The sequence below is a fragment of the Halomonas sp. SSL-5 genome (assembly GCF_030708455.1).
Taxonomy (GTDB): domain Bacteria; phylum Pseudomonadota; class Gammaproteobacteria; order Pseudomonadales; family Halomonadaceae; genus Halomonas.
The window spans coordinates 73,875-100,161 of the sequence record NZ_JAUYWF010000010.1 but is presented as its reverse complement, the minus strand read 5'-3'; the positions used below and the strand labels follow the sequence as shown (position 1 = coordinate 100,161).

The 26,287-nt window shown below is 66.8% G+C and carries 25 protein-coding genes; 15 read left to right on the top strand and 10 right to left on the bottom strand.

The features are described 5' to 3' along the window. The first annotated feature begins 3 nt into the window (after window positions 1–3). Window positions 4–1,071, top strand: a complete 1,068-nt coding sequence (locus RAN53_RS12980) for a COX15/CtaA family protein (RefSeq protein WP_305797235.1) — start codon at window positions 4–6, stop codon at window positions 1,069–1,071. Beyond that, window positions 1,064–2,017 (top strand): heme o synthase, encoded by a 954-nt coding sequence (gene cyoE, locus RAN53_RS12975; protein ID WP_305797234.1) that lies wholly within the window; start codon window positions 1,064–1,066, stop codon window positions 2,015–2,017. Before RAN53_RS12980 ends, cyoE begins: the two co-directional genes overlap by 8 nt. A 69-nt stretch (window positions 2,018–2,086) precedes the next feature. Here the strand turns inward: cyoE and RAN53_RS12970 are convergent, their stop codons facing one another. Then, complete coding sequence (locus RAN53_RS12970; protein WP_305797233.1) at window positions 2,087–3,547, bottom strand: SLC13 family permease; 1,461 nt, start codon at window positions 3,545–3,547, stop codon at window positions 2,087–2,089. Window positions 3,548–3,756: 209 nt separating this feature from the next. Here RAN53_RS12970 and RAN53_RS12965 point away from each other — a divergent pair, with 209 nt between their 5' ends. From RAN53_RS12965 to ihfA, 9 genes are all read left to right on the top strand, one after another. Further along, entirely contained in the window at window positions 3,757–4,224 is a 468-nt protein-coding gene (locus tag RAN53_RS12965) for a DUF2489 domain-containing protein (protein ID WP_305797232.1), read from the top strand. Window positions 4,225–4,489: 265 nt separating this feature from the next. After that, window positions 4,490–5,143, top strand: a complete 654-nt coding sequence (locus tag RAN53_RS12960; protein WP_305797231.1) for an OmpA family protein — start codon at window positions 4,490–4,492, stop codon at window positions 5,141–5,143. A 262-nt stretch (window positions 5,144–5,405) separates the two neighbouring features. Then, the gene (thrS, locus tag RAN53_RS12955; RefSeq protein ID WP_305797230.1) at window positions 5,406–7,325 is read left to right on the top strand and encodes a threonine--tRNA ligase; all 1,920 of its coding nucleotides are present in this window, start codon (window positions 5,406–5,408) and stop codon (window positions 7,323–7,325) included. An 11-nt stretch (window positions 7,326–7,336) separates the two neighbouring features. Beyond that, window positions 7,337–7,879, top strand: a complete 543-nt coding sequence (infC, locus tag RAN53_RS12950) for a translation initiation factor IF-3 (RefSeq protein WP_305797317.1) — start codon at window positions 7,337–7,339, stop codon at window positions 7,877–7,879. A gap of 114 nt (window positions 7,880–7,993) precedes the next feature. Further along, window positions 7,994–8,188, top strand: coding sequence for a 50S ribosomal protein L35 (gene rpmI, locus RAN53_RS12945; RefSeq protein WP_089725334.1), 195 nt, complete (start codon window positions 7,994–7,996; stop codon window positions 8,186–8,188). Window positions 8,189–8,225: 37 nt separating this feature from the next. Next, window positions 8,226–8,579, top strand: coding sequence for a 50S ribosomal protein L20 (gene rplT, locus RAN53_RS12940; RefSeq protein WP_013332273.1), 354 nt, complete (start codon window positions 8,226–8,228; stop codon window positions 8,577–8,579). Between the two features lie 127 nt (window positions 8,580–8,706). Further along, a complete protein-coding gene (gene pheS / locus RAN53_RS12935; protein WP_305797229.1) occupies window positions 8,707–9,726 on the top strand; it encodes a phenylalanine--tRNA ligase subunit alpha in 1,020 nt (339 codons plus the stop codon). Between the two features lie 40 nt (window positions 9,727–9,766). Further along, window positions 9,767–12,148, top strand: coding sequence for a phenylalanine--tRNA ligase subunit beta (pheT, locus tag RAN53_RS12930; RefSeq protein WP_305797228.1), 2,382 nt, complete (start codon window positions 9,767–9,769; stop codon window positions 12,146–12,148). Window positions 12,149–12,247: 99 nt separating this feature from the next. Next, on the top strand, window positions 12,248–12,550 hold the full coding sequence (gene ihfA, locus RAN53_RS12925) for an integration host factor subunit alpha (protein WP_132041108.1): 303 nt from the start codon (window positions 12,248–12,250) through the stop codon (window positions 12,548–12,550). Between the two features lie 79 nt (window positions 12,551–12,629). Here ihfA and RAN53_RS12920 read toward each other — a convergent pair whose 3' ends face one another. Continuing rightward, the gene (locus RAN53_RS12920) at window positions 12,630–12,839 is read right to left on the bottom strand and encodes a DUF2788 domain-containing protein (protein WP_305797227.1); all 210 of its coding nucleotides are present in this window, start codon (window positions 12,837–12,839) and stop codon (window positions 12,630–12,632) included. Window positions 12,840–13,030: 191 nt separating this feature from the next. On the opposite strand from RAN53_RS12920, the gene RAN53_RS12915 reads away from it, so the two are divergent. Next, window positions 13,031–13,495, top strand: a complete 465-nt coding sequence (locus RAN53_RS12915; protein ID WP_305797226.1) for a flavodoxin domain-containing protein — start codon at window positions 13,031–13,033, stop codon at window positions 13,493–13,495. Between the two features lies 1 nt (window position 13,496). Beyond that, window positions 13,497–13,868: a hypothetical protein gene (locus RAN53_RS12910; RefSeq protein ID WP_305797225.1), complete on the top strand. Its 372-nt coding sequence runs from the start codon at window positions 13,497–13,499 to the stop codon at window positions 13,866–13,868. A gap of 137 nt (window positions 13,869–14,005) precedes the next feature. Here RAN53_RS12910 and ppnN read toward each other — a convergent pair whose 3' ends face one another. Further along, complete coding sequence (gene ppnN / locus RAN53_RS12905; RefSeq protein ID WP_305797224.1) at window positions 14,006–15,367, bottom strand: nucleotide 5'-monophosphate nucleosidase PpnN; 1,362 nt, start codon at window positions 15,365–15,367, stop codon at window positions 14,006–14,008. A gap of 171 nt (window positions 15,368–15,538) precedes the next feature. Between ppnN and RAN53_RS12900 the strand changes: the two genes are divergently transcribed. Continuing rightward, a complete protein-coding gene (locus tag RAN53_RS12900) occupies window positions 15,539–16,462 on the top strand; it encodes a LysR family transcriptional regulator (protein ID WP_305797223.1) in 924 nt (307 codons plus the stop codon). 90 nt (window positions 16,463–16,552) lie between these two features. Here RAN53_RS12900 and gcvP read toward each other — a convergent pair whose 3' ends face one another. Then, window positions 16,553–19,447 carry an aminomethyl-transferring glycine dehydrogenase gene (gcvP, locus tag RAN53_RS12895; protein WP_305797222.1) on the bottom strand — a complete coding sequence of 965 codons (2,895 nt, stop codon included), beginning with the start codon at window positions 19,445–19,447 and terminating at the stop codon, window positions 16,553–16,555. 105 nt (window positions 19,448–19,552) lie between these two features. After that, window positions 19,553–19,945 carry a glycine cleavage system protein GcvH gene (gcvH, locus tag RAN53_RS12890; protein ID WP_305797221.1) on the bottom strand — a complete coding sequence of 131 codons (393 nt, stop codon included), beginning with the start codon at window positions 19,943–19,945 and terminating at the stop codon, window positions 19,553–19,555. Window positions 19,946–20,501: 556 nt separating this feature from the next. Between gcvH and RAN53_RS12885 the strand changes: the two genes are divergently transcribed. Further along, a complete protein-coding gene (locus tag RAN53_RS12885; protein WP_305797220.1) occupies window positions 20,502–21,908 on the top strand; it encodes an alanine/glycine:cation symporter family protein in 1,407 nt (468 codons plus the stop codon). A 201-nt stretch (window positions 21,909–22,109) separates the two neighbouring features. Here RAN53_RS12885 and RAN53_RS12880 read toward each other — a convergent pair whose 3' ends face one another. From RAN53_RS12880 to RAN53_RS12860, 5 genes are all read right to left on the bottom strand, one after another. Then, window positions 22,110–22,724 (bottom strand): alpha-ketoglutarate-dependent dioxygenase AlkB family protein, encoded by a 615-nt coding sequence (locus tag RAN53_RS12880; RefSeq protein ID WP_305797219.1) that lies wholly within the window; start codon window positions 22,722–22,724, stop codon window positions 22,110–22,112. Window positions 22,725–22,748: 24 nt separating this feature from the next. Beyond that, window positions 22,749–23,291: a phosphatase PAP2 family protein gene (locus tag RAN53_RS12875; RefSeq protein WP_305797218.1), complete on the bottom strand. Its 543-nt coding sequence runs from the start codon at window positions 23,289–23,291 to the stop codon at window positions 22,749–22,751. Continuing rightward, window positions 23,263–24,417 carry a glycosyltransferase family 4 protein gene (locus RAN53_RS12870; protein WP_305797217.1) on the bottom strand — a complete coding sequence of 385 codons (1,155 nt, stop codon included), beginning with the start codon at window positions 24,415–24,417 and terminating at the stop codon, window positions 23,263–23,265. Before RAN53_RS12870 ends, RAN53_RS12875 begins: the two co-directional genes overlap by 29 nt. Before the next feature lie 94 nt (window positions 24,418–24,511). Then, window positions 24,512–25,450 (bottom strand): LysM peptidoglycan-binding domain-containing protein, encoded by a 939-nt coding sequence (locus RAN53_RS12865; protein ID WP_305797216.1) that lies wholly within the window; start codon window positions 25,448–25,450, stop codon window positions 24,512–24,514. Next, the gene (locus RAN53_RS12860; RefSeq protein WP_305797215.1) at window positions 25,399–26,268 is read right to left on the bottom strand and encodes an acyltransferase; all 870 of its coding nucleotides are present in this window, start codon (window positions 26,266–26,268) and stop codon (window positions 25,399–25,401) included. Before RAN53_RS12860 ends, RAN53_RS12865 begins: the two co-directional genes overlap by 52 nt. Between the last annotated feature and the right edge of the window lie 19 nt (window positions 26,269–26,287).

Here is a 26,287-nt window from a genome sequence, read left to right as displayed (position 1 = left end):
GCGATGCATGCAGCACGGCGGCGACTGGCTCTGCTCAAGACGCTGAGCCTGTTGGGAGTGGTGTTGACGGTGATGGTGATCCTGCTGGGCGCCTGGACGCGGCTGGTGGATGCCGGCCTGGGCTGTCCGGACTGGCCGGGATGCTATGGCGCCCTGGTGGTGCCCGACGAGGCGCGGGCCCTGGCCCACACCCCGGAGTCGCCGCTGGAGAGCGCCAAGGCCTGGATGGAGATGATCCATCGTTACGTGGCCTCCGCCCTGGGACTGCTGGTGATCGCCCTGCTGGTGCTGGGCAGGCCGCTGCGGCGCCATGCCGACTATCCCTGGCGCCTCAATCTGGGGCTGCTGGCGCTGATCCTGGTGCAGGGGGCGTTCGGCGCCTTCACGGTCACCCTCCGGCTGTGGCCCCAGGTGGTCACCCTGCACCTGCTGGGAGGGCTCGGCGTGATGCTGGTGTTCCTGTGGCTGCATCTGCGCCTGCGGCGTTGCGACAGCGGCAGCCTGACGCCCGGCGGCGTGGCACCACCGCGCCGGGCGCTGACGCCACTCTGGGGGCTGGCCGGCGTGCTGCTGGTGGCGCAGCTGGCGCTGGGCGGCTGGGTGTCGAGCAACTACGCCGGCATCGCCTGCCAGGGGTTCCCCACCTGCAATGGCGAGTGGTGGCCCGGCCTGGACTGGAGCGAGGGCTTTCACCTGACCCAGAGCGTCGGCCCCAACTATCTGCATGGCCAACTGCATGCCGAGGCACGCAGCGCCATCCAGGTGGGCCATCGTCTGGGCGCGCTGGCGCTGGGCGCCGCCATCCTGGCGCTGCTGGTGTGCTATCGGCGTGAGACGGCGATGCGCCCGTGGCTCGTGGCCCTGACCCTGGCCTACGGACTGCAGTTCTCGCTGGGGGTGGCCAATGTCCTGCTCTGGCTGCCCCTGTGGCTGGCGCTGCTGCATACCGCAGGCGCCGTGGCGCTGGTGCTGAGCCTGGCGATGGCCGCCTGGCGATGGCGCTGCCTGGCGCCATGCTCGACCCCTTCACAACAATCATCGCGACACAAGAAGGAGTGGCTCCATGTCTGATGCGCTGACGTCCGAGGTCCGCGTCACCGAACTCTCGTCCCCGGCGCTGGGTGACTGGGGGTGGCGAGACCTGGTGACCCTGTGCAAGCCGCGGGTGGTGGTGGTGATGCTGGTGTGTGCCCTGGTGGGCATGGCGCTGGCGCGGCCGGTGCTGCCGTCGCTCGCGGTCGTGCTGTTCGGCCTGATCGGGATCGGCCTGACCGCCTGCGGGGCGGCGGCCTTCAACCATGTGGTGGACCGGCGCCTCGATGCCATGATGCTGCGTACCTCACGACGCCCACTGGCGGCACGCCGCATGCCCGGCAGCATCGCCCTGGGCTGGGCCACGCTGCTCTCGCTTTCCGGCCTCGGCCTGCTGGTGTGGCAGGTCAACGCCCTGACCGCCTGGCTGACCCTGGGGTCGCTGATCGGCTACGCGCTGGTCTATACCACCTTCCTCAAGCATGCCACGCCGCAGAACATCGTGATCGGCGGCCTGGCCGGTGCCGCGCCACCGTTGCTGGGCTGGACGGCGGTCACCGGCGAGGTGGGCCCCGAGCCGCTGCTACTGGTGCTGATCATCTTTGCCTGGACGCCGCCGCACTTCTGGGCGCTGGCGCTGCACAAGCGCGATGAATATGCCCGTGCCGGGGTGCCGATGCTGCCGGTCACCCACGGCGAGGCCTTTACCCGCCTGCAGGTGTGGCTCTACGGCTGGCTGACCGTGGCGGTGACCCTGCTGCCCTTTGTCATCGGCATGAGCGGTGCGGTCTACCTGGTCGGGGTGATGGCGCTCAACGCGCGTTTCATGGTGTGGAACTACCGGGTATGGCGGGGGCAGGATCCCAGGGCGCCCCTGGCCGCCTTCTGGTTCTCGATCCGCTATATCCTGGGGCTGTTCGGGGTGCTGCTGCTGGATCACTACGCCCAGGCCTGGTCGTTGTGGATGGCGCCGGGGATCCAGTAGCGGGCGCCAGTGCCTCGCTACAAGGACGCGGGCCCGGCAGCTGCCGGGCCCGCGGTCGTTTCGGGTGGGTCACCAGAACAGAACGATCAAGCCGTAGGCCATCAGCGTCACCAACACGGTACTGATGAGGTTGAGGGCGAAGCCGGCCCGGATCATCGACTGGATCTTCATATGGCCGGTGCCGAAGACGATGGCGTTGGGGGGCGTGGCCACCGGCATCATGAACGCGCAGCTGGCGGCGATGGCGGCCGGCACCGTGATCAGCAGCGGCGAGATATCCAGCGACAGCGCCAGGGCGCCCAACAGCGGCAGGAAGGCGGCGGCGGTGGCGGTGTTGGAGGTCACCTCGGTCAGGAAGATGATCACCAGTACCACGATACCGATCATGGCCAGCAGCGGCAGGCTGCCGAAGACCCCCAGCTGGTTGGCGATCCACTCCGCCAGTCCGGTCCGGGTGATGGTGCCGGCCAGGGCCAGGCCGCCACCGAACAGCAGCAGGATGCCCCAGGGGACCTTCTGGGTGTCGTCCCAGGTCAGCAGCCGCTCGCCGCTTCGCCCGCCGCTGGGGATCAGGAAGAGGGCGATGCCGGCGGCGATGGCGATGCCGGTGTCGGTCAGCCAGGGCAGGCCGATGTCATTGAGCAGCGGACGTCCCACCCACGCCAGGGCGGCGAGGGTAAAGAGCGTGGCGACCCGGCGCTCCGCCGAAGACATGCGACCGAGCCGTTGCAGTTCGGCGTGGATCATGTCGCCGCTCTGGTCGGCGGCATTGAGGGCGAAGCCCCGGCGGGTCAGCCACCACCAGGCAGCCACCATCATGGCGATGCTGATCGGCAGGCCCACCGCCATCCACTGGGCGAAGCCCAGATCGATGCCGCGGTCCTCGGCCAGGTAACCGGCGAGCAGGGCGTTGGGGGGCGTGCCGATCAGGGTGGCCACGCCACCGATGCTGGCCGAGTAGGCGATGGCCAGCAGCAGGGCGGTGGCGTAGCGACGCAGCTCCTGCGGGTCGTTGTCGCCGAGCAGGCTGATCACCGACATGCCGATGGGCAGCATCATGATCGCCGTGGCGGTGTTGGAGACCCACATGCTGAGGAAGCCGGTGGCGACCATGAAGCCGGCGATCTGCCGCCGCGGCTGGTGGCCCACCAGCGTCAGCACATGCAGGGCGAGGCGGCGATGCAGCTCCCAGCGCTGCATGGCGATGCCGAGCAGGAAGCCGCCCAGGAACAGGTAGATGATGGGGTTGGCGTAGCTGCCGGTGGCCTCGCCCATGCTGCCCAGGCCGAGGGCCGGTACCAGCACCATGGGCAGCAGTGAGGTGGCGGGAATCGGGATGGCCTCGGTGGACCACCAGGTGGCCATCAGCAGCGCCATGCCCACACAGGCCCAGGCCGCCGATGACATCTCCGCCGGTGGCGGCATCAGCAGGGTGGCCAGCAGCAAGGCTGGGCCAAGCCACAGCCCGATCCGGGCGGCGGCAGAGGGGGACGCCGGCGCGTCGGGAGGGGTGGGGTGGTCATCAGGCATGGTGGACTCCATCGGTTTGGGGGACACAAGGGTGGAAAGCCGTCCGTATTATACTTAAGTAGGCGTCTCTGCGTCAGCGTCGGGCCCCATGGACATCCTGCCTGTGTCCCGGCGGCGTCGCCCCGAGACTGTTGGCACGACGTTGGGGTGGCGGCGCACAAGCGGGTAGAATCGATGGCCCATTTCCTGTGATACCACGGTGATCCCCGATGAGTACCACCACTGCCCTGATCCTCGCCGGCCTCGCCCTGGTGATCATCGCCGGCCTCGGCGCCTATGCCTTTACCCTGTGGCGTGAGGTGCGCCGGCGTCGGGCCAGCCAACAGGAGGAATTGCGCCGCGCCCACCAGAACTGCCTGGAGAATCTCGAGCTGGTGGCCTCTGCGCTGCTCCAGGAGCAGGTCGATATCACCGAGGGCGCCTGGCGCTGCAAGGTGCTGCTGGAGATCCTCGATTCGCGTCTGCTGGAGCGCGAGAGCTTCCGCCCCTTCGGCGAAGTGCACGCCCTTACCCGGCACCTGCACACCCACGAGGCGCGCAAGGCGCTCAGCCCCAAGGAGCGTTTCAAGGAGGACAAGGAGCGCCTCGCCGTCGAGGAGGAGCATCGCCATGCCGTCATCGAGGCGGCGCGTGCGGCGCTGGACTTTCGACGCGACTGGCCGGCGAGCCTGCACTGAGCACCCGCCTCGATCGGTCTGTTTATCGAACACTGTGCGCTTTCGCCGCGACTCTGCTAATCTAGGCATGCGCGATTGAAACATCTGCCGGGCTACTGCAAGCTTGGCAGCGTGTCGAGGCCAGTGAACATTTGCATGACGTCGCTGAGTCACGGCATGGATGTTGCGGCGTAGATCGCAACATCCGATCGTCGGGATCATCTGGGAAGGCGGCAAAGCGGTTTGCCTGCCCTGGAGCGATAAAAGAAAAGAGAAGGAGTTTCATATGAAGAAGTCCACGACTGGCTTGCTGCTCGGTTCTGCTCTGGTGGTCGGCCTCTCCGGCTGCGCCACTTCCAACACCTCGTCCTCCGTCGACAAGCCCTGGTATCAGCACCCGATGGTGTGTGGCCTGGCCGGTGGCGTGATCGGTGGTGGCATCGGTTACGCCACCAGCGGTGAATCAGATGAGGACACCGGCGCTGCCATCGGCGGCACGGCGGGTGCCACCATCGGTGCCATGCTGTGTGCCGACGCGCCGGAGCCGGTGGCCGAGCCCGCGCCGATGCCGGAGCCCGAGCCCGAGCCGGAGCCCGTGTTCGAGCCGGTGACCCTGTCCAGCGATGTCACCTTCGCCTTCGACTCGGCCGAGCTGCGCCCCGGTGCCGCCTCCGAGCTGAATGAGGTGGCCTCTACCCTGAACAACAACCCCGAGGTTCGCGTGACCATCGCCGGTCATACCGATGCCGTCGGTTCCAACGAGTACAACCTGAACCTCTCCCAGGAGCGTGCCGATTCCGTGGCCAGCTACCTGATGAGCCAGGGTGTCGCCGGTAACCGCATGCGCACCGTGGGTTATGGCGAGGAGCGTCCGGTCGCCACCAACGAGACCGACGCAGGCCGTGCCATGAACCGTCGTGTGGAGATCATGAGCCAGTAATCTGCGGCTCAACCTCCCCGCGGGCCCACCGGGCTCGCCAGCAGGGGCGCCTTCGGGCGCCCCTGCTGCGTCTGTGCTGTGGCGCCTGGCGCGGCGCTTTGCTATCGTAGCGCGTCATCCGGCTCGGACCGACACCGTCTCGCCTGGCGCCCGCCGCGCCTCCGGCGATGGTCGGGCTCCGGCTGACAGTTCGCTTCCATTCTTCGTTCACTGCGACATGTGGTCTTTCGTATGGGCCACCACTGCGCGAAAGGACCCCTGCATGCCCATCGTGACCCTGCCCGACGGCAGCCAGAGACGCTTCGACGAACCGCTTACCGTGATGCAGCTGGCCGAGGATATCGGCCCCGGACTCGCCAAGGCCTGCGTGGCCGGCAAGATCGATGGCGTGCCGGTCGATGCCGCCGACATCATCGATCATGATGCCGAGGTGGCCATCCTCACCGCCAAGGATCCCGAAGGCCTGGAGGTGGTGCGTCACTCCTGCGCCCACCTGATCGGTCATGCCGTGAAGCAGCTCTATCCCGAGGCGAAGATGGCCATCGGTCCGGTCATCGAGGATGGCTTCTACTACGATATCGATTTCGGCCGTTCGGCGACCCCCGAGGATCTGGAGGCCATCGAGAAGCGCATGAAGGCGCTGATCGACAAGGGCTACGACGTGGTCCGTGAATATGTCGATCGCGACCGGGCGATGCTGACCTTCCTGCACCGGGACGAACCCTACAAGCAGGAGATCGTCCGCGAGATACCGGAGGGCGAGAGCATCCGCCTCTACCATCACGAAGAATATATCGACATGTGCCGGGGCCCCCACGTGCCCAATACCCGGCACCTGAAGGCGTTCAACCTCACCAAGCTGGCTGGTGCCTACTGGCGGGGCGACGCCGAAAACCCCATGCTGACCCGCATCTACGGCACCGCCTGGCCCGACAAGAAGCAGCTCAAGGCCTACCTCAAGCGTCTCGAGGAGGCGGAGAAGCGCGATCACCGCAAGCTGGCGCGCAAGATGGACCTCTTCCACCTCCAGGAGGAGGCGCCGGGCATGGTGTTCTGGCACCCCAACGGCTGGACGATGTACCAGGCGCTGGAGCAGTACATGCGTCGGGTGCAGATCGAGAACGGCTACCAGGAGATCAGGACGCCCCAGGTGGTGGATCTCTCGCTGTGGAAGAAGTCCGGCCACTGGGGCCACTACAGCGAACTGATGTTCACCACCGAGTCGGAGAAGCGCGACTACGCCATCAAGCCCATGAACTGTCCCTGTCACGTGCAGGTGTTCAACCAGGGGCTCAAGAGCTACCGTGACCTGCCGCTGCGCCTGGCCGAGTTCGGCAGCTGTCACCGCAACGAGCCCTCCGGTTCATTGCACGGGCTGATGCGGGTTCGCGGCTTCACCCAGGACGACGCCCATATCTTCTGCAGCGAGAAGCAGATCCAGTCCGAGGCCGAGGACTTCATTGCCCTGACCCTCAAGGTCTATAAGGATCTCGGCTTCGAGGACGTGGAGCTCAAGCTGTCGACGCGTCCCGATGACTTCATGGGCGAGGCGGAGCTGTGGGATCGTGCCGAGGCGGGCCTCGAAGCGGCCCTCGACGCGACCGGCCTCGAGTGGGAGCTGCAGCCGGGCGAGGGGGCCTTCTATGGACCCAAGATCGAGTTCTCGCTGCGCGACTGCCTCAATCGCGTCTGGCAGTGTGGCACCCTGCAACTCGACTTCAACCTGCCGGGTCGCCTCGGCGCCCAGTTTGTCGATGAGGACGGCGCCCGCAAGACGCCGGTGATGCTGCACCGTGCGATCCTCGGCTCCTTCGAGCGTTTCCTGGGGATCCTCATCGAGCACTACGCCGGTGCCATGCCGCTGTGGCTGGCGCCACAGCAGGCGGCCATCCTCAATATCACCGACTCCCAGCGCGATTTCGTGCTGGATCTGGAGCGACGGCTGCAGAAATTCGGCCTGCGCGTCAAGGCGGACTTGAGGAATGAGAAGATCGGCTTTAAAATCCGCGAGCATACCTTGCAGAAAGTTCCCTATCTCCTGGTGGTGGGAGATAAGGAAGTCGAAGCCGACTCGGTTGCCCTGCGCACGCGCAGCGGCGAGGATCTTGGTACCATGAGGGTCGATGAGCTCATGGCCCGCCTTGCTGATGAGCTCGGTGAGAGACATTCGTCAATTGCCTAAGGAGACGGAACATCAAGCGTAGCAACCCAAGAGGGCGCGTCCAGGATAAACGCCCCCCGATGAACGAGCGTATTACCGAGGATCAGGTTCGCCTGATCGACAGCGACGGCGAGCAGCTGGGGGTTGTACCTACCAGCGACGCTCTGGAGCGTGCCGAAGCCGCCGGTATGGATCTCGTGCAGATCTCCAATGCCGATCCGATCGTTTGCAAGATCATGGATTACGGCAAGTTCGTCTTCGAGCAGAAAAAGCAGAAGTCTGCACAGAAGAAGAAGACGAAGCAGATTCAGGTCAAGGAAGTCAAGTTCCGGCCTGGCACCGACGAGGGCGACTATCAGGTCAAGATGAAGAACCTGACGCGTTTCCTCGAAGGGGGCGACAAGGGCAAGGTCACGCTGCGTTTCCGTGGTCGTGAGATGGCGCACCAGGACATCGGTCGCAAGCTGATGGAGCGGATCGCCGCCGACCTCGAGGAGCTCGGGACCGTGGAGTCCTTCCCCAAGATGGAAGGTCGCCAGATGATCATGATCATCGCCCCCAAGAAGAAGCAGTAAGCGGTACCAGCAGTACCAAAAGAAGTGATCCGTTGGCCGGTCAAACGGGCGGGAGGCGTCAGCGTCTCGCGTCGGCCTCGGGTTTTCTGAAGAACCTCGAGCGGAGTTATTCTCATGCCGAAGATCAAGAGCAACAGCGGCGCTGCCAAGCGCTTCAAGAAGACGGCCAACGGCTTCAAGCACAAGCAGTCGTTCCGTAGTCACATCCTGACCAAGAAGTCCACCAAGCGTAAGCGTCAACTGCGTGGCATGAAGCAGATCCACGACGCGGACAAGGCGCTCATCCAGCGGATGCTGCCCAACCTCTAAGCACTTGGTAGAACCCATTTTTCGTCAGGAGTAAGCCATGACTCGTGTCAAGCGGGGCGTCGTCGCCCGTCGCCGTCACAAGAAGATTCTCAAGCAGGCCAAGGGTTACTATGGTGCCCGCAGCCGTGTCTTTCGCGTTGCCAAGCAGGCGGTCATCAAGGCCGGCCAGTACGCTTATCGCGACCGTCGCCAGCGCAAGCGCCAGTTCCGAGCCCTGTGGATCCAGCGCATCAACGCCGGCGCACGCCAGCACGGCCTGTCCTACAGCCGCTTCGTTGGCGGCCTGAAGAAGGCCGGCATCGAGATTGACCGCAAGGTCCTGGCGGACCTGGCCGTCAACGAGAAGGCAGCCTTCGCTGCCATCGTCGAGAAGGCCAAGGCTGCCCAGTAAGAGATAGCGTCATTTCCGGCCGTCTGGTATCTGTCGGATGGTCGCAGACGTCGCAGGGGAAGAGCAGCCGCTCTTCCCCTGTTTTTTTTAGCCCTGTGTTTTACGTATCGAATTCGGAGCGCAACGGATGGACCACCTTCCCAACCTGGTCACCGAGGCCCGCAAGGCGATCCAGGCCGCCGACAGCATCGCGGCCCTGGAAGAGCTGCGCGTGCGCTACCTCGGCAAGAAGGGCGAGATCACCGCGCTGCTCAAGGGGCTGGGCAAGCTGCCCGCCGCCGAGCGCCCGGCCGCCGGCGAGCGTATCAACGAGGCCAAGCAGGCCCTGACCGGCGAGCTCGAGTCGCGCAAGGCCAGCCTCGAGAAGGCCGCCCTGGAGGCGCGCCTCGCCGCCGAGCGACTCGACGTGACCCTGCCCGGCCGGGGGCAGCCCAGCGGTGGCCTCCACCCGGTGACTCGTACCCTGGAGCGTATCGAGGGGCTGTTCACGCGCATCGGCTATGACGTGGCGGTCGGACCCGAGATCGAGGACGACTACCACAACTTCGAGGCCCTCAACATTCCCGCCCACCATCCGGCGCGGGGCATGGCCGATACCTTCTACTTCGATGCCACCCGGCTGCTGCGCACGCATACCTCGCCGGTGCAGGTGCGGACCATGAAGGAAGGCAAGTTGCCGATCCGCATCGTGTGCCCGGGGCGGGTCTATCGCAGCGACTCGGATCTCACCCACACGCCCATGTTCCACCAGGTGGAGGGGTTGCTGGTGGACGAGGACGTGAGCTTCGCCGACCTCAAGGGCACCATCGAGGACTTCCTGCACGCCTTCTTCGAGCGTGACGACCTCTCGGTGCGCTTCCGGCCCTCCTACTTCCCCTTCACCGAGCCCTCTGCCGAGGTCGATATCCAGTGCGTGATGTGCGGCGGAGACGGCTGCCGCGTGTGCGGCCACAGCGGCTGGCTGGAGGTGATGGGCTGCGGCATGGTCCATCCCGAGGTGTTCCGCCACTCCGGCATCGACAGCGAGCGCTACACCGGCTTCGCCTTCGGCATGGGGGCCGAGCGCCTGGCGATGTTGCGCTATGGGGTCAATGACCTGCGACTGTTCTTCGACAACGACCTGCGCTTCCTGCGCCAGTTCGCCTGATCGTCCACCGGATAAGCAGAACACAGCGATAGGATTTGCCATGAAATTTTCCGAACAGTGGCTGCGCGAGTGGGTCTCGCCTCAGCTCGGAACCCAGGCCCTGGCCGACCAGATCACCATGGCCGGCCTCGAGGTGGACGCCGTGGAGCCGGTTGCCGCGGCCTTCGAGGGGGTGGTGGTCGCCGAGGTGCTGGACAAGGCTCAGCACCCGGACGCCGACAAGCTCAGCGTGTGCCGGGTCGACGACGGCAGCGGCGAGCCGGTGCAGGTGGTCTGCGGTGCGCCCAACGTGGCGGCGGGGCAGAAGGTGCCCTTCGCGCGGGTCGGTGCCGTGCTGCCCGGTGACTTCAAGATCAAGCGGGCCAAGCTGCGCGGCCAGGAGTCCCGCGGCATGATCTGCTCCGCCTCGGAGCTGGGCCTGGAGGAGGAGGCCTCGCCGGGGATCCTCGAGCTGCCCGGCTCGGCGCCGGTGGGCGAGGACTTCCGTGCCTGGCTGGGCCTCGACGACCACACCATCGAGGTGGACCTCACCCCCAATCGCGGTGACTGCCTGAGCCTCAAGGGCCTGGCCCGGGAAGTCGGCGTGCTCAACCGCCTGGCGGTCCAGGCCCCGGCCATCGCCCCGGTGGCCGCGACCCATGCAGAGACCTTCCCGTTGCGCGTCGAGGACGCCGATCGCTGTCCGCGCTATATCGGGCGGTTGATCACGGGGGTCGATGTCGGCGCCGAGACACCGCTGTGGATGGTGGAGCGCCTGCGTCGCGGCGGGGTGCGCAGCATCGACCCGGTGGTGGATGTCACCAACTATGTGATGCTCGAGCTGGGCCAGCCGCTGCATGCCTTCGACCGCGCGAACCTGCAGGGTACGGTGATCGTGCGCCTGGCCCGGGAAGGGGAGAGCCTGGTGCTGCTCGACGGCCAGGAGGTCAGCCTCGACGACTCCACCCTGGTGATCGCCGACGAGAGTGGTCCGTTGGCCATCGCCGGCGTCATGGGCGGCGAGCACTCCGGGGTCAGCGAGCAGACCCGGGACATCTTCCTGGAGTCGGCCTTCTTCACCCCCCTGGCGGTAGCCGGTCAGGCGCGTACCTATGGCCTGCACACCGATGCCTCCCACCGCTTCGAGCGTGGCGTGGACCCGCTGCTGGCCCGCGAAGCCGCCGAGCGTGCCACCGCGCTGCTGCTTCAGATCGTCGGTGGCGAGGCCGGCCCCCTGGTGGAGGTGGCAAGCGAAGATCACCTGCCGGTGGCCCGCCGTGTCGTCCTGCGCAGCGCGCGCCTCGAGCAGGCGCTGGGCAAGCCGCTTGCCGGCGAGGAGGTCGGCGAGATTCTCGAACGCCTGGGCATGCAGGTCGAGACCACCGAGTCGGGCTGGCGCGTCGTGGTCCCCAGCTGGCGGTTCGATATTGCCATCGAGGAGGACCTGATCGAGGAGGTGGCGCGTATCCACGGCTACAACCGCCTCCCCGTGCGCCGTCCCCAGGCGCGGCTGGGCCTGAGACCGGATCATGAGGCACGTACCCCGCTGGGCAGGCTGCGTCGCCAGATGGTGGCCCGCGGCTATCAGGAAGCGGTGACCTACAGCTTCGTGGCGCCCGAGCTGCAGAAGACGCTGCTGCCCGAGGCGGTATCGCCGATGCTGGCCAACCCCATCTCCGCGGATCTCTCGGTGATGCGGGCTAGCCTGTTTCCGGGGCTGGTGCGGGCCCTGCAGCACAACCTCAATCGACAGCAGAGCCGGGTGCGGCTGTTCGAGACCGGTCTGATATTCCGCGGCGAGCTGGACGACCTGGCCCAGATCCCGATGCTAGGCGCCCTGGCCTGTGGCTCCCGCGAGCCGGAAGGCTGGGCCGGCAACCGCGAGCCGGTGGACTTCTTCGATCTCAAGGGCGATCTCGAGAGCCTGCTGGCCATGGGCGGCGATGGCGAGGCTTGGCGCTTCGAGCCCGCCGAGCATCCCTCGCTCCACCCGGGTCAGTGTGCCCGCCTCCTGTACCGTGGCGAGGAGGCCGGCTGGATCGGTACTCTGCATCCGGCGGTGCGCGCCCAGCTGGGGCTCAAGGCAGAGGCGGTGCTCTTCGAGGTGCGCCTCGATGCCCTGACCCACGGCCGCGTTCCGGCGTTCATGCCGCTGTCGCGCTATCCCGAGGTTCGCCGCGACCTGGCCTTCCTGGTCGATGAGGACCTGCCGGTGCAGGCGCTGCTGGACACCCTGCGCGCAGAGGCCGGCGAGTGGCTCATCGAGTGCCGACTGTTCGACGTCTACCAGGGCAAGGGTGTGGTGGAAGGGCGCAAGAGCGTGGCCCTGGGCTTGACCTGGCAGCATCCTTCGCGCACGCTTAATGACGAGGAAATCAACAAGTTGGTCGATGCCATCGTCAACGAGTCCCGTCAGCACCTGGGTGCCGAGCTACGCGGTTAGCGGCAGCTCGTTGCGGGAAGCGGCAGGCGGGTGTCGGCCGTCTATCGGACCCAAGTTGGGCCGTGATGGGCCTGGATGGGCCTGGATGGGAGAGTGACGATGGGCGCACTGACCAAGGCGGAGCTGGCCGAACACCTGCATGCCGAACTCGGCCTCTCCAAGCGGGAGGCCAAGTCCATGGTGGAGGCCTTCTTCGAGGAGATCCGCGGCTGCCTGCGCGAGAACGAACAGGTCAAGCTTTCCGGGTTCGGCAACTTCGACCTGCGCGACAAGCGTGAGCGGCCCGGCCGCAACCCCAAGACGGGGGAGGAGATCCCCATCTCCGCCCGGCGGGTGGTGACCTTTCGCCCGGGCCAGAAACTGAAGAGCCAGGTGGAGGGCTACCGCGGCGAGCATCACTGAGTCGCCTCCTCCGGCGTGACACGCAACAGGGCCACCCCCACGGGGGTGGCCCTTCTCGTGGGCGGCGTGTGGGGCCTGGCTAGACGGCTCCGCCGTTCTCCAGCATCCAGGTGATCACCACCTTGAACACATAGCCGAGCATGCCGGCGCCCAGTACCACGAACAGCATGATGGTGCCGAAGCGCCCGGCGTTGGACTTCTTCGCCAGGTCCCAGATGATGAAACACATGAACACGATCAGGCCGCCGATCATCAGCGGGGTGATCCACGCCTCGAATGTCTGCTGCATGCTATCTCCGTCAGGGGGCCAAAACCCAGTATTCTAGTCGGATATTCGCCCTGGCTGCAGCGTGACACCTGCGACGAAATGCCACGCTCTTGATCCAGGTCCAGACGAGACGGGCGGGCCGTGCGCGATGGATGCGAGGCGGCAGAGAGACATGTTATTATTCGCGTATATTTCTCAGGTAAATCCGTGACATGCCCATGCTGAAGATCTTCGTTGGCACCATGTATGGCGGCGCGCTGGACGTCGCCGAGCAGGTCAAGCCGCTGTTCGAGGAGGCCGGTTACGAGGTCGCTATCCTCGAGAACCCCACCCTGGGCGATCTCGACGCCGAGGCGACCGACCTGGCGTTGTTCTGCGTCTCCACCACCGGCAGCGGCGACTACCCCGGCACGTTCGCCTCCTTCGCCAATGCCATCGCCGAGAAGAGCCCCGGCCTCGGCTGGCTGCGCTACGGGCTGATCGCCCTGGGCGACAGCTCCTACGGCGAGACCTTCTGCGGCGCCGGCCGCCAGCTCGACGAGCTGCTTGCGGGGCAGGGCGCCCAGCGGCTGGGCGAGCGCCTGGAAGTCGATGCCATGGAGACCTTCATGGCCGACGATGCGGCGCTGCCCTGGGTGGAGGAGTGGATCGAGTCGCAGCAGCTGAAGGTCGCCTGAGGTGGGCGCCCAGCCGACCCCGGAGCGGCTCAGCCTGTTGCTGGGCCTCGCCCTGCTGATGCTCGCGACCCTGCCGCGTTACCTGGTGGGGGGGCATGAGAACCGCTTCAACCTGATCCTGGTGGCGCTGGTGGTGGTGTGCCTGGTGGGGGGGCTTCAATGGCGCCTGCTGGCCGCCGAGCAGCGGGCCCGGCTGCCGCGTCTGTTGGGGCGCCTGGGGCTCTGCCTGGTGGCCGGCCTGGCCGGCATGGGGGCCTGGCACGCACTCTTCACCGACTTCATCGGCTGGGAGCTGCTGGTCGCCCACGGCGCCACCCTGGGGCTGCTGATGCACGCCCTTGGCTTGTGGATGAAGCCGCTTTCTAGCGGATGACCCACGGGGACAGTCCCCCATACCCACGGGGACAGTCCCCGTGGGGTTTTAGCTACAAGCCACAAGGAGCAAGCGACAAGGAAACTCCTTGGCTTGGCCCTTGCGTTCGTGAACCCTGATGTATTGCCGCTTGCCGCTCAGCCCAGCGTATAACAGGGCTCGTAGTCACCGGATAGCTTCATCCGCCCCTGGGCGACGAAGGAGTCGAGCAGCGCATCCAGGCGTGCCATCAGCTCGGGCTCGGCGCTGAGTCGGAAGGGGCCGTGGGCCTTGATCGCACGGATGCCGTGCTCCTTGACGTTGCCGGCGACGATGCCGGAAAAGGCGCGGCGCAAATTGGCCGCCAGCTCGTGCACCGGCTGGTCGCGATCGAGCGTCAATCCCGCCATGGCCTCGTGGGTCGGCGCGAAGGGGGCCTGGAAGGGACGGTCGATGGTCAGTCGCCAATTGAAGTAGAAGGCATCCTGGCGCGCGCGGCGGTACTCGGCTACCTCGTCGATCCCCTTGCGCATGGTGCGCGCCACCTCGGTGGGGTCATCGATGATGATGCGGTAGCGGCGACGTGCCTCGTCGCCGAGGGTATAGGCCAGGAACTCGTCGATGCGCTCGAAATACGCCGCACTGCTGGCCGGGCCGGTGAAGATCACCGGCAGGGCCATGTCGGCGTTGTCCGGGTGCAACAGGATCCCCAGCAGGTAAAGGATCTCCTCGGCGGTGCCCACGCCGCCGGGGAAGACGATGATACCGTGGCCGAGGCGCACGAAGGCCTCCAGGCGCTTCTCTATATCCGGCATCACCACCAGCTCGTTGACGATGGGGTTGGGCGCCTCGGCGGCGATGATGCCGGGCTCCGAGACCCCCAGGTAGCGGCCCTGATGGCGGCGCTGCTTGGCATGGGCCACGTTGGCCCCCTTCATCGGCCCCTTCATGGCACCGGGGCCGCAACCGGTGCAGATGTCCAGCTCGCGCAGCCCCAGGTGGTAGCCCACGTCCTTGCTGTAGTCGTACTCCTCCCGGGAGATCGAGTGCCCGCCCCAGCACACCACCAGGCTGGGGTCGACACCCGGTTTCAAAGTGCCGGCCTTGCGCAGGATATGGAACACCGCGTTGGTGGTGCCCTCGCCGGTGGTCAGGTCGAAGCGCTGGTGGCCCTGGATCTCGTTGTAGACGTAGACGATGTCACGCAGCACGGCGGAGAGATGCTCGCGGATGCCGCGGATCATCTTGCCGTCGACGAAGGCCTCGGCCGGGGCGTTGGTGAGCTTCAGGCGGATGCCGCGGTCCTGGGGTACCACCTCGATATCGAAGTCGGCGTAGGCCTCCATCAGCGCCAGGCCGTCGTCGGTGGGCGAGCCGCAGTTGAGCACCGCCAGGGCGCAGCATCGCAGCAGGTCGTGCAGGCCGGCGCGGGAGGTGTCGTGCAGGCGAGCCACCTCGTGCTGGGAGAGGATCTCGAGGCTGCCTTCCGGCGAAATGGTGCTGGAGATGGTGTCGGGCATGCGGGCGTCCTTGTCGTGCGGAAAAGTGCCCTTCGATGCTATCACGCCGCCTGCGGCGGCGGTGATAGAATCCACCTTCCTGGGTTATCGCAGTTGGCCATGTGGCCGGGAAAGCCTCGAGCACTATTGCCTTCTGCGATGGCTCTGCTCCCATCTGTTATGTGGCACGCCATGTTCAACGCGCTCTACTTTCGTACCTTCATCACCCTGGTCGAGACCGGCAGCTTCACCCAGACCGCGCATCGGCTGGAGATGACCCAGCCCGGGGTCAGCCAGCACGTGCGCAAGCTCGAGCGCTACCTGGACAAGCCCCTGCTGGAGCGACACGGTCGACGCTTCACCCTCACCGAAGCGGGCCGGCGGGTCTATGACTACGCCCTCAAGCTGTTCGCCGAGCACGAGCAGTTCCGCCACTCGCTGGACGCCGACTCTACCTACTCGGGCGACTGTCGGTTGGCCTCGCCGGGCAGCGTCGGCAGCATGCTCTATCCCTTCCTGCTCGGCCAGCAGCAGATGTATCCGGGGCTGACGGTGAGCTACAGCTTCGCCTTCAATCAGGAAATCTCCCAGGATGTGCTGGCGGGACGCTATGACCTGGGTATCGTCACCGAGCCCATGCGCCATCCCGATCTGGAAGTGACCCCCTGGCATCGCGAACCGCTGTGCCTGGTGGTGCCGGCGGACTTCACCGGTATCGGCCTGGCCGACCTGATGGGAATCGGCTTCATCAGCTACTTCGACGGCCTGAACCACGCCAGCGCGCTGCTGCGCGGCAACTTCCCCCGGGAATTTCGTTCCATGAGCCACTTCCGCCGCCAGGGCTTCACCAATGAGGTGGGCATGGTGCTGGATGCCGTGGCCCGCGGCCTGGGGTTCACGGTGGTATCGCGACCGGTGCTTGAGACCTCGCCCTGGCAGCGTCAGGTCAAGGCGATGGAGCTGCCCGTGGCGGTCCATGAGACCCTGTATCACGTGGCCCGGGCGGGCAGCGAGATGCCGCGGCGCTACGTACGCCTGCTGGACGACTTCCGTGAGCAGCGGCGCATGGCACTGCACGGCTACGGAGAGCCTCCCGAGGTGGGGCCGTCGCTCTAGCGGCGCCTATCCAGCGCCGCGCCTATCCCGGACACGAAAGGGCCCCGCCATGGCGGGGCCCTGTCATATCGTGGCGTCGGCGACGCGGCGTCAATCACGATACTCGTCGATGCTCGGGCAGGAGCAGATCAGCTGGCGGTCGCCGAAGACGTTGTCGACGCGATTGACCGCCGGCCAGTACTTGGCCGCCTTGACCGACTCGCTGGGGAAGGCGCCGAGTTCGCGGGAGTAGGGGCGCTCCCAGGCCTCATCCATGAGGTCGGCCATGGTATGCGGTGCATTGACCAGCGGGTTGTCGTCGGCGGGCCACTCGCCGCCCTCGACCCGGGCGATCTCCTCACGGATGCTGATCATGGCGTCGCAGAAGCGGTCGATCTCGTAGCGAGACTCCGATTCCGTGGGCTCGATCATCAGCGTGCCGGGCACCGGGAAGGACATGGTGGGGGCGTGGAAGCCATAGTCCATCAGGCGCTTGGCGATGTCCTCCTCGCTGATGCCGGAACTCGCCTTGAGCGGGCGGATATCGATGATGCACTCGTGGGCCACGGTACCGTTCTCGCCCTTGTAGAGCACCGGGTAGTGCTCGCCCAGGCGTTTGGCGATGTAATTCGCATTGAGGATGGCGAGCTCCGTGGCCTCGCGCAGGCCGCGGGCGCCCATCATCTTGATGTAGGCCCAGGAGATCGGCAGGATCGAGGCGCTGCCGAAGGGGGCCGCCGCCACCGCGCCACACTCGGCATTGACGCCGTCGATGGACGTCACCACGTGGTTGGAGACGAAGGGTGCCAGGTGCGCCTTGACACCGATCGGCCCCATGCCCGGGCCGCCGCCGCCGTGGGGGATGCAGAAGGTCTTGTGCAGGTTGAGGTGGCTGACGTCGCCGCCGAAGTCGCCGGGGCGCGAGAGGCCCACCTGGGCGTTCATGTTGGCGCCATCGACGTAGACCTGGCCGCCGTGGGCATGCACGGTATCGCACACCTCGCGCACCCCGGCCTCGAAGACGCCGTGGGTGGAGGGGTAGGTGATCATGATCGCCGAGAGGGCCTCGCCGTGCTTCTCGGCCTTGGCGCGCAGGTCATCGATGTCGATATTGCCGTCGGCATCGCACTCCACCACCACGACCTTCATGCCCACCATGGCCGCCGAGGCGGGGTTGGTGCCGTGGGCGGAGCTGGGGATCAGGCAGACATCGCGATGCCCCTCGCCGATGGAGGCCTGGTAGCGGCGAATGGCCACCAGGCCGGCGTACTCGCCCTGGGCGCCGGAGTTGGGCTGCATGGAGATGTGGTCGTAGCCGGTGATCTCCACCAGGAACGCCGAGAGCTCGTCGATCATCTGCTTGTAGCCGGCCACCTGGTCGCGGGGCACGAAGGGGTGCATCTCGGCGAATTCCGGCCAGGTGATGGGGATCATCTCGCTGGTGGCATTGAGCTTCATGGTGCACGAGCCCAGCGGAATCATGGCGTGGGCCAGCGACAGGTCCTTGTTCTCCAGGCGCTTGAGGTAGCGCAGCATCTCGGTCTCGCTGCGGTAGCGCGTGAAGGTGGGATGGGTCAGGAAGTCGCTGTCACGACGGCAGGCCGCGGGGATGCCGCTCGCGCCCTCGGCCACGGCGCGCTCGTCCAGCTCGCGCACCGAGAGGCCGTGCTCCTCGCCCAGCAGCACGTCGAAGAGGACGTCGAGGTCGTGGGCGGTGGTGGTCTCGTCGAGGCTGATGCCGACATCGCCGTTGTCGAAGAAGCGGACATTGATCTCGTGGGTGAGGGCTCGGCCATGGATCTTGCCCGCATCGATGCCGGTCAGGCGCAGGGTATCGAACCAGCTGTCGTGGGCCAGGACGATGCCCTTCTCCTGCAGGCCCAGGGCCAGCAGGGTGGTCAGGCGATGGATGCGACCGGCGATGGTGCGCAGCCCTTCGGCGCCATGGTAGACGGCGTAGAAGCCGGCGATATTGGCCAGCAGCGCCTGGGCGGTACAGATGTTGGAGGTGGCCTTCTCGCGGCGGATGTGCTGCTCGCGGGTCTGCATCGCCATGCGCAGGGCCTGGCCGTCACGGCTATCCTTGGAGACGCCGATGATGCGCCCCGGAATCGAGCGCTTGAGCTTGTCGGTGGTGGCGAAGAAGGCGGCATGCGGACCACCGAAGCCCATGGGCACGCCGAAGCGCTGGGTAGTGCCGACGACCATATCGGCACCCAGGGCGCCGGGCTCCTTGAGCAGCACCAGGCCCATGATGTCGGCGGCGACGCAGGTCATGATGCCGCGCTCGCGGGCGTTGGCCAGCAGCGGGGCCAGGTCGTTGACGCGGCCACTCTCGCCGGGGTACTGGAGCAGGGCGCCGAAGGCGTCGACCTCGGCCAGCTGTTCCGCCGGCGCCACCACCAGCTCGAAGCCGAAGTAGGCGGCGCGGGTGCGGACCACGTCCAGGGTCTGGGCCAACACGTCGTCGGCGACGAAGAAGACGTTGCTCTTGGCCTTCTTGTTGGCGCGCTTGCACAGCGCCATGCCCTCGGCGGCGGCGGTGGCCTCGTCGAGCAGCGAGGCGTTGGCCAGCTCCATGCCGGTCAGGTCCATGACCATCTGCTGGAAGTTGAGCAGCCCCTCCAGGCGACCCTGGGAGATCTCGGGTTGGTAGGGCGTATAGGCGGTGTACCAGCCGGGATTTTCCAGCACGTTACGCTGGATCACCGTGGGCAGGTGAGTGCCGTGGTAGCCCTGGCCCAGGTAGCTCTTGAAGGAGCGGTTCTGGGCCGCCAGGCGCTTGAGGTAGTCGAGCGCCTCGGCCTCGCTCCTGGGCGGGTCGAGGTCGAGTTCGCGGCCCAGGCGGATATCGGCGGGCACGGTGCGTTCGATCAGGGTGTCCAGGCTCGCCATCTCGAGGTCGGCGAGCATGGCCGTCACGTCCTGCTCGCGGGGCCCGTTGTGGCGTTGGATGAAGGCATCATGAGCGGCCAGGTCGGCCAGGCGGCGGTTGTCGAGAGACATGTAACACCCTATCGAAGGAAGTGGGGGCCGATCGCCGGGGGGCGATACGGCAGATCATCGGAACCCCGACCCGCAGGTCGGGGCCATCCAGATTGACGCGGCGATTCAGTCGTCGGCGCTGGCCACGGCCTCGTAACCGTCGGCGTCGAGCAGGTCGTCGAGCTGAGTGGCGTCCTCGAGGCGCACCTTCATGATCCAGCCATCCTCGTAGGGTGACTCGTTCAGCGTCTCGGGGGCATCTTCCAGCGCCTCGTTGACGGCGATGACCTCACCGGCCACCGGAGCGTAGAGGTCGGAGGCAGCCTTGACCGACTCCACAACGCCGAACTCATCCTTGAGCTCGAGGGCGCGGCCGACCTCGGGCAGTTCGACGAACACCACGTCACCCAGAGACTCCTGGGCGTGGTCGCTGATGCCGATGGTCACGGTACCGTCGCCGTTGTCGAGGACCCACTCGTGGCTTTCGGCGTAGCGCAGATTGGCAGGAATAGAGCTCATCGAAATTTCCTATAAGAAAAGTTTTTCCAGGTAGAGCGAATGCTACCGCCATTGGCGGCGTTTGGCGAGTCCCTCACCGTTAGTCGGACTCGCCGGGCGGGGGCTCGCCATTCAGGGTGGCCCGTCGCGGCGTATCCGTCCAGCCCGGGCGACCCCATGACCCGCCTGGCAGGAGTCCGGCGGCGGCGATGCCGCGAGCCAGGCCGGCCTCGGATCGCGCAGGCGACGTCGGCGGCCGGCGCGTCTATGCTGACAGGCGTCACCCTGCATGGCAGGCTCTACGAGTTTCCGATCGGAAACCGGTGCCCGGCATGCGCGGCCAGTGTTGAACCTGCGTCGTTCGTCTGGGTGGTGTCATGGCCATAGAATCCGCTATGTTACGCGGGCTTGCGTTGTGGTTTGCGCGCCCGGATAGCCGTATCTCGGTGGATCATGCGCCGATGTTGCGGCTGTTGCGGCAGCGGGGGCTCGCTCCGCTTCCTCGTGGCCGTTGGTTGATAGATCGCAAGGGCGGTGAACCGCAGCGCACAACAATAAATCGCTTAGGGAGATTCACGTGGAAACCTTGAACAGTATCTTCGGCGCCATCAATGGCGTGGTATGGGGGCCGCTGATGCTCATCCTGTTGCTCGGGGTGGGGATCTATCTGCAGGCCGGCCTCAAGCTGTTGCCGATCCGCAAGCTTGGCACAGGCTTCAAGCTGATGTGGCAGGGGCGCGATCGCAAACTCGCACCCGGCGAGGCGAAGACCAAGGAAGAGGAGGGCGAGATCTCGCCCTTCAACGCCCTGATGACGGCCCTCTCCGCCACCATCGGTACCGGCAACATCGCCGGCGTGGCCACCGCCATCGCCCTGGGTGGTCCCGGCGCGGTGTTCTGGATGTGGATCACCGCCCTGGTCGGCATGGCCACCAAGTTCGCCGAGGCCGTGCTGGCGGTGCGCTACCGCGAGACCGACAGCACCGGCTACCACGTCGGCGGTCCGATGTTCTATATCAAGAACGGCCTGGGGCGTAAGTGGCTGTGGCTCGCCGGCGCCTTCGCCTTCTTCGGCGCGGTGGCGGCCTTCGGCATCGGTAACACCGTGCAGTCCAACTCCGTGGCGGATGCTCTGGACTCCACCTTCGGTCTGCCGCACTGGATCACCGGGGTGGTGATCATGGTGCTGGCAGGTGCGGTCATCCTGGGCGGTATCAAGCGTATCGCCAAGGTGGCGGGCAAGCTGGTGCCGGTCATGGGCATCCTCTATGTGATCGCCGGCCTGATCGTGCTGGCCATCAATGCCGGCCAGATCGGTGATGCCTTCGGCATGATCTTCTACTACGCCTTCAACCCCCATGCCGCCATGGGTGGCTTCGCCGGTGCGGCGGTGATGGCCGCCATCCGCTTCGGCGTGGCCCGCGGGGTGTTCTCCAACGAGGCCGGCCTGGGTAGTGCGCCCATCGCCCACGCCGCGGCCCAGACCAAGAACCCGGTGCGTCAGGGTCTGATCGCCATGCTGGGCACCTTCATCGATACCATCATCGTCTGCTCCATCACCGCCCTGGTGATCCTGACCGCCGGTGTCTGGGAGACCGGTGAGGCCGGCGCCTCGCTCACGGCGCTCTCCTTCGATGAGGCGTTGCCGGGCATGGGCAACCAGATCGTCTCGCTGGCCCTGGCGGTGTTCGCCTTCACCACCATCCTCGGCTGGTCCTTCTACGGTGAGAAGTGCTTCCAGTTCCTGTTCGGCACGCGCTCGATCATGCTCTACCGGGTGCTGTTCGTGCTGGCGATCCCGCTGGGCGCCATGGCGCAGCTGGGCTTCATCTGGCTGATGGCCGACACCTTCAACGCCATGATGGCCATCCCCAACCTGATCGCCCTGGCGCTGCTGTCGCCGGTGGTCTTCAAGCTGGCGCGGGCCTACTTCAACGGTGAAACGGTGCTGCCGGGCGAGGAGCTGGATCACGACAAGTCGTGATGCCCCGATCGGCATGCTGCTACGAGAGGCGCCCCACGGGGCGCCTCTTGCATGTGCGCCAGCCGGTGACGGCCGGTGACCCACCCCTTTTCCGCTTTCCCTTGTTTTCCGACCCGGGCACGCCGTCCATCCGGGAGATAAATATACCGTTATCTTGCCTGTGACGAATCATCGCTTCCGGTGGCGGCCCCGTGCGAGGGATCAGCCACCGCGCGCCGTGCTCGGCAGCACCCGGCGAAAGGTCAGGCTGATCCGCAGCCCCGGCAAGCGACGCGGCAGCAGGGCATGCTGCAGCCGTTCCTGGGTACCGGGTCCCATCACCAGCAGGCTGCCGTGGGGCAGCCAGACATTGAAGGCCGGGGCCTGGCGGTGCTTCCAGCGGAAGCGCAAGGGTCGCTCGGCACCGAGGCTCAGCGCGGCGATCAACGGCTCATGGCCGAGTTCGGGTTCATCATCGCTGTGCCAGCCCATGCGCTCCTCCCCGTCGGCGTAGCGGTTGAGCAGCACGCTGTTGAAGCGGGCATCGACGCCTGCCGTGGCCAGGGCGGCGATCACCCGGTCACGGAGGTCGGCGACCATCGGATGCCAGGGCTCGGGGAGGAACTCACGGCCGGAGTAGCGGTAGCTCGCCTCGGGGGCCCCCATCCAGACCTGGTGGCGCGGGATGGGGTGTTCGCGACCATAGAGGCGCAGGGTGGGACGCTGCCAGGGCAGCTGGGCATCCAGGGTAGCGAGTACCGCACTGGCATCGGGCTCCCCCAGCAGGGGATCCACGAGCCATACGGGCGGGTCGGCTAGCAGGGTCTCGATCAGCATCTACCCAGGATGCCATGGGGGAGATCAGCCGACGAGGGCCAGGCTGCCCCACGCGAACAGCAGGCCGATCAGGCCACCGGCCAGTACGTCGCTGGCATAGTGCAGGCCGAGGCCCACGCGGGAGAGGGCGATCAGGACCACCAGCGGCACCAGCCAGGGTGCCAGCCCGGGCAGGTGGCTCGAGGTCAGGGTCAGGAACATCACGGCGTGCATGGTGTGGCCGCTGGGGAAGCTGTAGCGGTCCCTGGCCGGCGCCTGACGGCTGACGTTGCCGACGAAGGTGATGAAGGGGCGTTCACGACACAGCCGCGTCTTGAGCAGCCGATAGACGCCGATCGCGATCAGGGCGGTCAGGGAGTACTGGATCAGGTAGTGCCAACCCGACTCGGGATGCAACAGGGGCAGGGCGGCGATCAGTGCCACCCATGCCGGCCAGTCGCCCAGGCCGCTGGCCAGGCGCAGGGTGGTCAGCCAGGGACGGTAGAGGTTGTAGCGTCCCAGGCGTCGACAGAGCTGCCATTCGAGCATGTCGAGGCGTTCAAACACGGCAGGGGCGAGTGGTCTCATGGCGGTTCTCCCGGGCATCCTCGAGGGTGGAGAGGAAGGTGTCGGTGATGGCAGGCCAGGTGTAGTCGAGGGCCCGGCTTCGGGCGGCTCGTCCCAGCTGTGCCCAGCGGGCTGGGTGTTGACAGAGCGCCACGGCGGCGTCGCGGAAGCCGGCCTCGTCACCGGCGGCAAGCGAGATGCCGTTGTCTCCATCGTCGATCAGCTCGGCGCCGGCGGCGTGGCGAAAGGCAATCACCCCCAGGCCGCTGGCCATGGCCTCCAGCAGCACGTTGCCCCAGGTCTCCGACAGCGAGGGAAACAGGAAGAAGTCGGCGCTGGCGTAATGTCGAGCCAGCTCCTCGGGGGGCACGAAGCCGGTAAAGTGGGTCTCCGGCAGGCTGCGCTCCAGGGAGCGCCTGGAGGGGCCGTCACCGACGATGACCAGGCGCAGCTCGGGATGTGCTGCGTGCATGGCCCGGAAGCTATCGCGCAGCAGGTCGAGGTTCTTCTCGGGAGCGAGCCGGCCGACATGCAGCGCCACCGGGGTATGCGGACCCGCGCCCCAGCGTTCCCGCAGGGCCTCGTCGCGGTGGCCCGGGGCGAAGCGCATGCCATCGATACCTCTGGCCATGCAGCGCAGGCCCTGGAAGCCACGGCGACTAAGGTCATCGCGCTGGGCGTGGGTCGGCACCAGGGTCGCCGCGCAACGGTTGTGAAAGGTGCGCAGGCGCGCCTCCACCAGCGGTGCCAGCCAGGAGATGCCGTAGTCCCGGCAGTAGTGGTCGAAGTTGGTGTGCCAGCCCGCGACCACGGGCAGGCCGAGGCGGCGCGCGGCACGCTGGGCGGACCAGCCCAGTGGTCCCTGGGTCGCCAGGTAGACCACATCGGGTGGCGTCTCGCGCCACCACTGGGCGATGCGCCGACCGGCGGGAAGTCCGATGCGTACCTGGCGATAGCCGGGTACGGAAAGCCCCGGTACCTGAAGCTCGTGGGTCACCCCCTCGGCGGATCCCGTTGCCGGCGGTCGCGGGCGGATCAGCTGCAGGCAGTGGCCGCGGGCGAGCAGTTCGCCGCTCAGCTGTGCCAGGGTGTGGGCGACGCCATTGATCTCGGGCGTCCAGGTCTCGCTGACCAGGCAGATGCGCATCACCATCCTCGTTGCAGGCGGGCTTGCGCCCGGTTGTGGTCAAGGATGGTCGAGGCGGATGACAGGTCGGCGACAGGCGCGTTAAGGGGTCATGTCAACGCAGCACGCCGCGGGGATTCACCGGCTTGCCGCCGTGGCGCAGGTCGAACAGCAGGTCGTGGCGCTCGGTGGCATTGCTGTACCCCACCTCGCAGAGAGCCGCGCCGCGCGCCACCGACTGGCCATTCTCCACCAGCAGTCGGTCGCACAGGGCATAGACGCTCTGCAGGTTGTCGGGATGGTGGACGATCACCACCTTGCCGAGCTGACGCATGCTGCCGGCATAGCGCACTTCGCCGGCGGCCACGGCCTTGGCCCGCGCGCCCGCGTCGGTGGCCAGCAGCATGGGTTGCAGGGTGCCTCGGCTGTCGGTGCCGTAGGAGCGCACGATGCGATAATCGTCCAGCGGCCAGGGCCAGCGGCGCGCCGAACTCGGCAGGTTGCCCGGGTCCGGCAGACTGGCGCGGCGGGGCGATGCGCTGCCGGACGAGCTCGAACCGCTGCCGCCCGCCGCGCTCGCGGCGGTGCGGGAGCCTCCCGAGGCCAGGGGAACCTGGATCAGCTGGCCCACCGCGAGGCGGGTGGGGGCAACGCCCGGGTTGGCGGCCTGGAGTCGCGAGGCTTGGGTGTGGAAACGGCGGGCGATGCTCGAGTAGGTGTCCCCGGGACGCACCTGGTAGCGGTAGGGCCCGCGGTAGGGGGCGCGTTCGCGCTGGGTCGGCATCAGCAGGCGCTGGCCCACCGCCAGGCCCCTGGCATCGACGTCGGGGTTGAAGCGCTGCAGGCGCTCCAGGGGCACGCCGCCCCGCCGGGCCAGCTCACCCAGGGTGTCGCCACGCTGCACGATGACCCAGCCGCCGACGCGGGATGCCTCGGCGGCATCCCGCGTCGTCCTCTCCGACTGCTGTGAGGCGCAGCCGGCAAGCATCAGCAGCAGGCCGATCAGGAGCGCGAGAGCCTGTCGTCCTTTTGGTGCCAAAGCGCATTGATCCATGAGTGGAAGCGTTCCTTGTCGCTGGCGTTATCCTGGTAGTTGCCACCCTGCATCCAGCCCTCGACAGGCAGGAGGCGGGCGTGCATGACGATGCGACCCTCGCGGCCGCACAGGTAGCCCCAGAAGGTGGGGCGCGGGTTGTCGTAGTGGAGGGTGACATCGAGAATGCCGGCGAGCTGGTCGCCGAGCAGGCCGAGGACCTGGGCGACGCCACCGGCGCGGGGCCTCAGCAGATGCCGATAGGGCGAGTCCTGGACGGCATGCTTGGCCGGCGTGAAGCGGGTACCCTCCACGAAATTGAAGATGGCGATGGGCATCTCCCGGGCGCGTTGGCACATCCGCTCCGTGGCCTCGCGGTCGCGGCGGGCCAGGTGCGGGTGGCGGGCACGCTGCTCGGCGGTCAGGCGCCGCATGAAGGGGAACTCCAGCGCCCACCAGGCCAGGCCCACGATGGGGATCCAGATCAGCTGTCGCTTGAGGAAGAAGCGGGGCATGGGGATGCGTCGGTGCAGGGCGAAGAACAGCACGAAGATGTCGGTCCAGCTGCGGTGGTTGGAGAGCACCAGCCAGCCCTGCCGGCGAGAGAGGCCCTCGGGTAGCTCGATCTCCAGGCGCGGCTTCAGCCAGTGCCGCATCCACCACAGGTTGAGTCCGATCCAGTTGAGGGCTATCGCATTGAGCACCCTGAGCACCGCCAGGCGCAGGCGGTGGCCGGGCGTGACCAGTTTCACCACCGTCATCAACAGCAGGGGGAGGCCCCACAGCAGGGTGGTCAGGGTGAGCAGCAGCAGGCTGACGATGCCCCGGAGGGTCGACATGCCGGTCTCCATTGGTTGC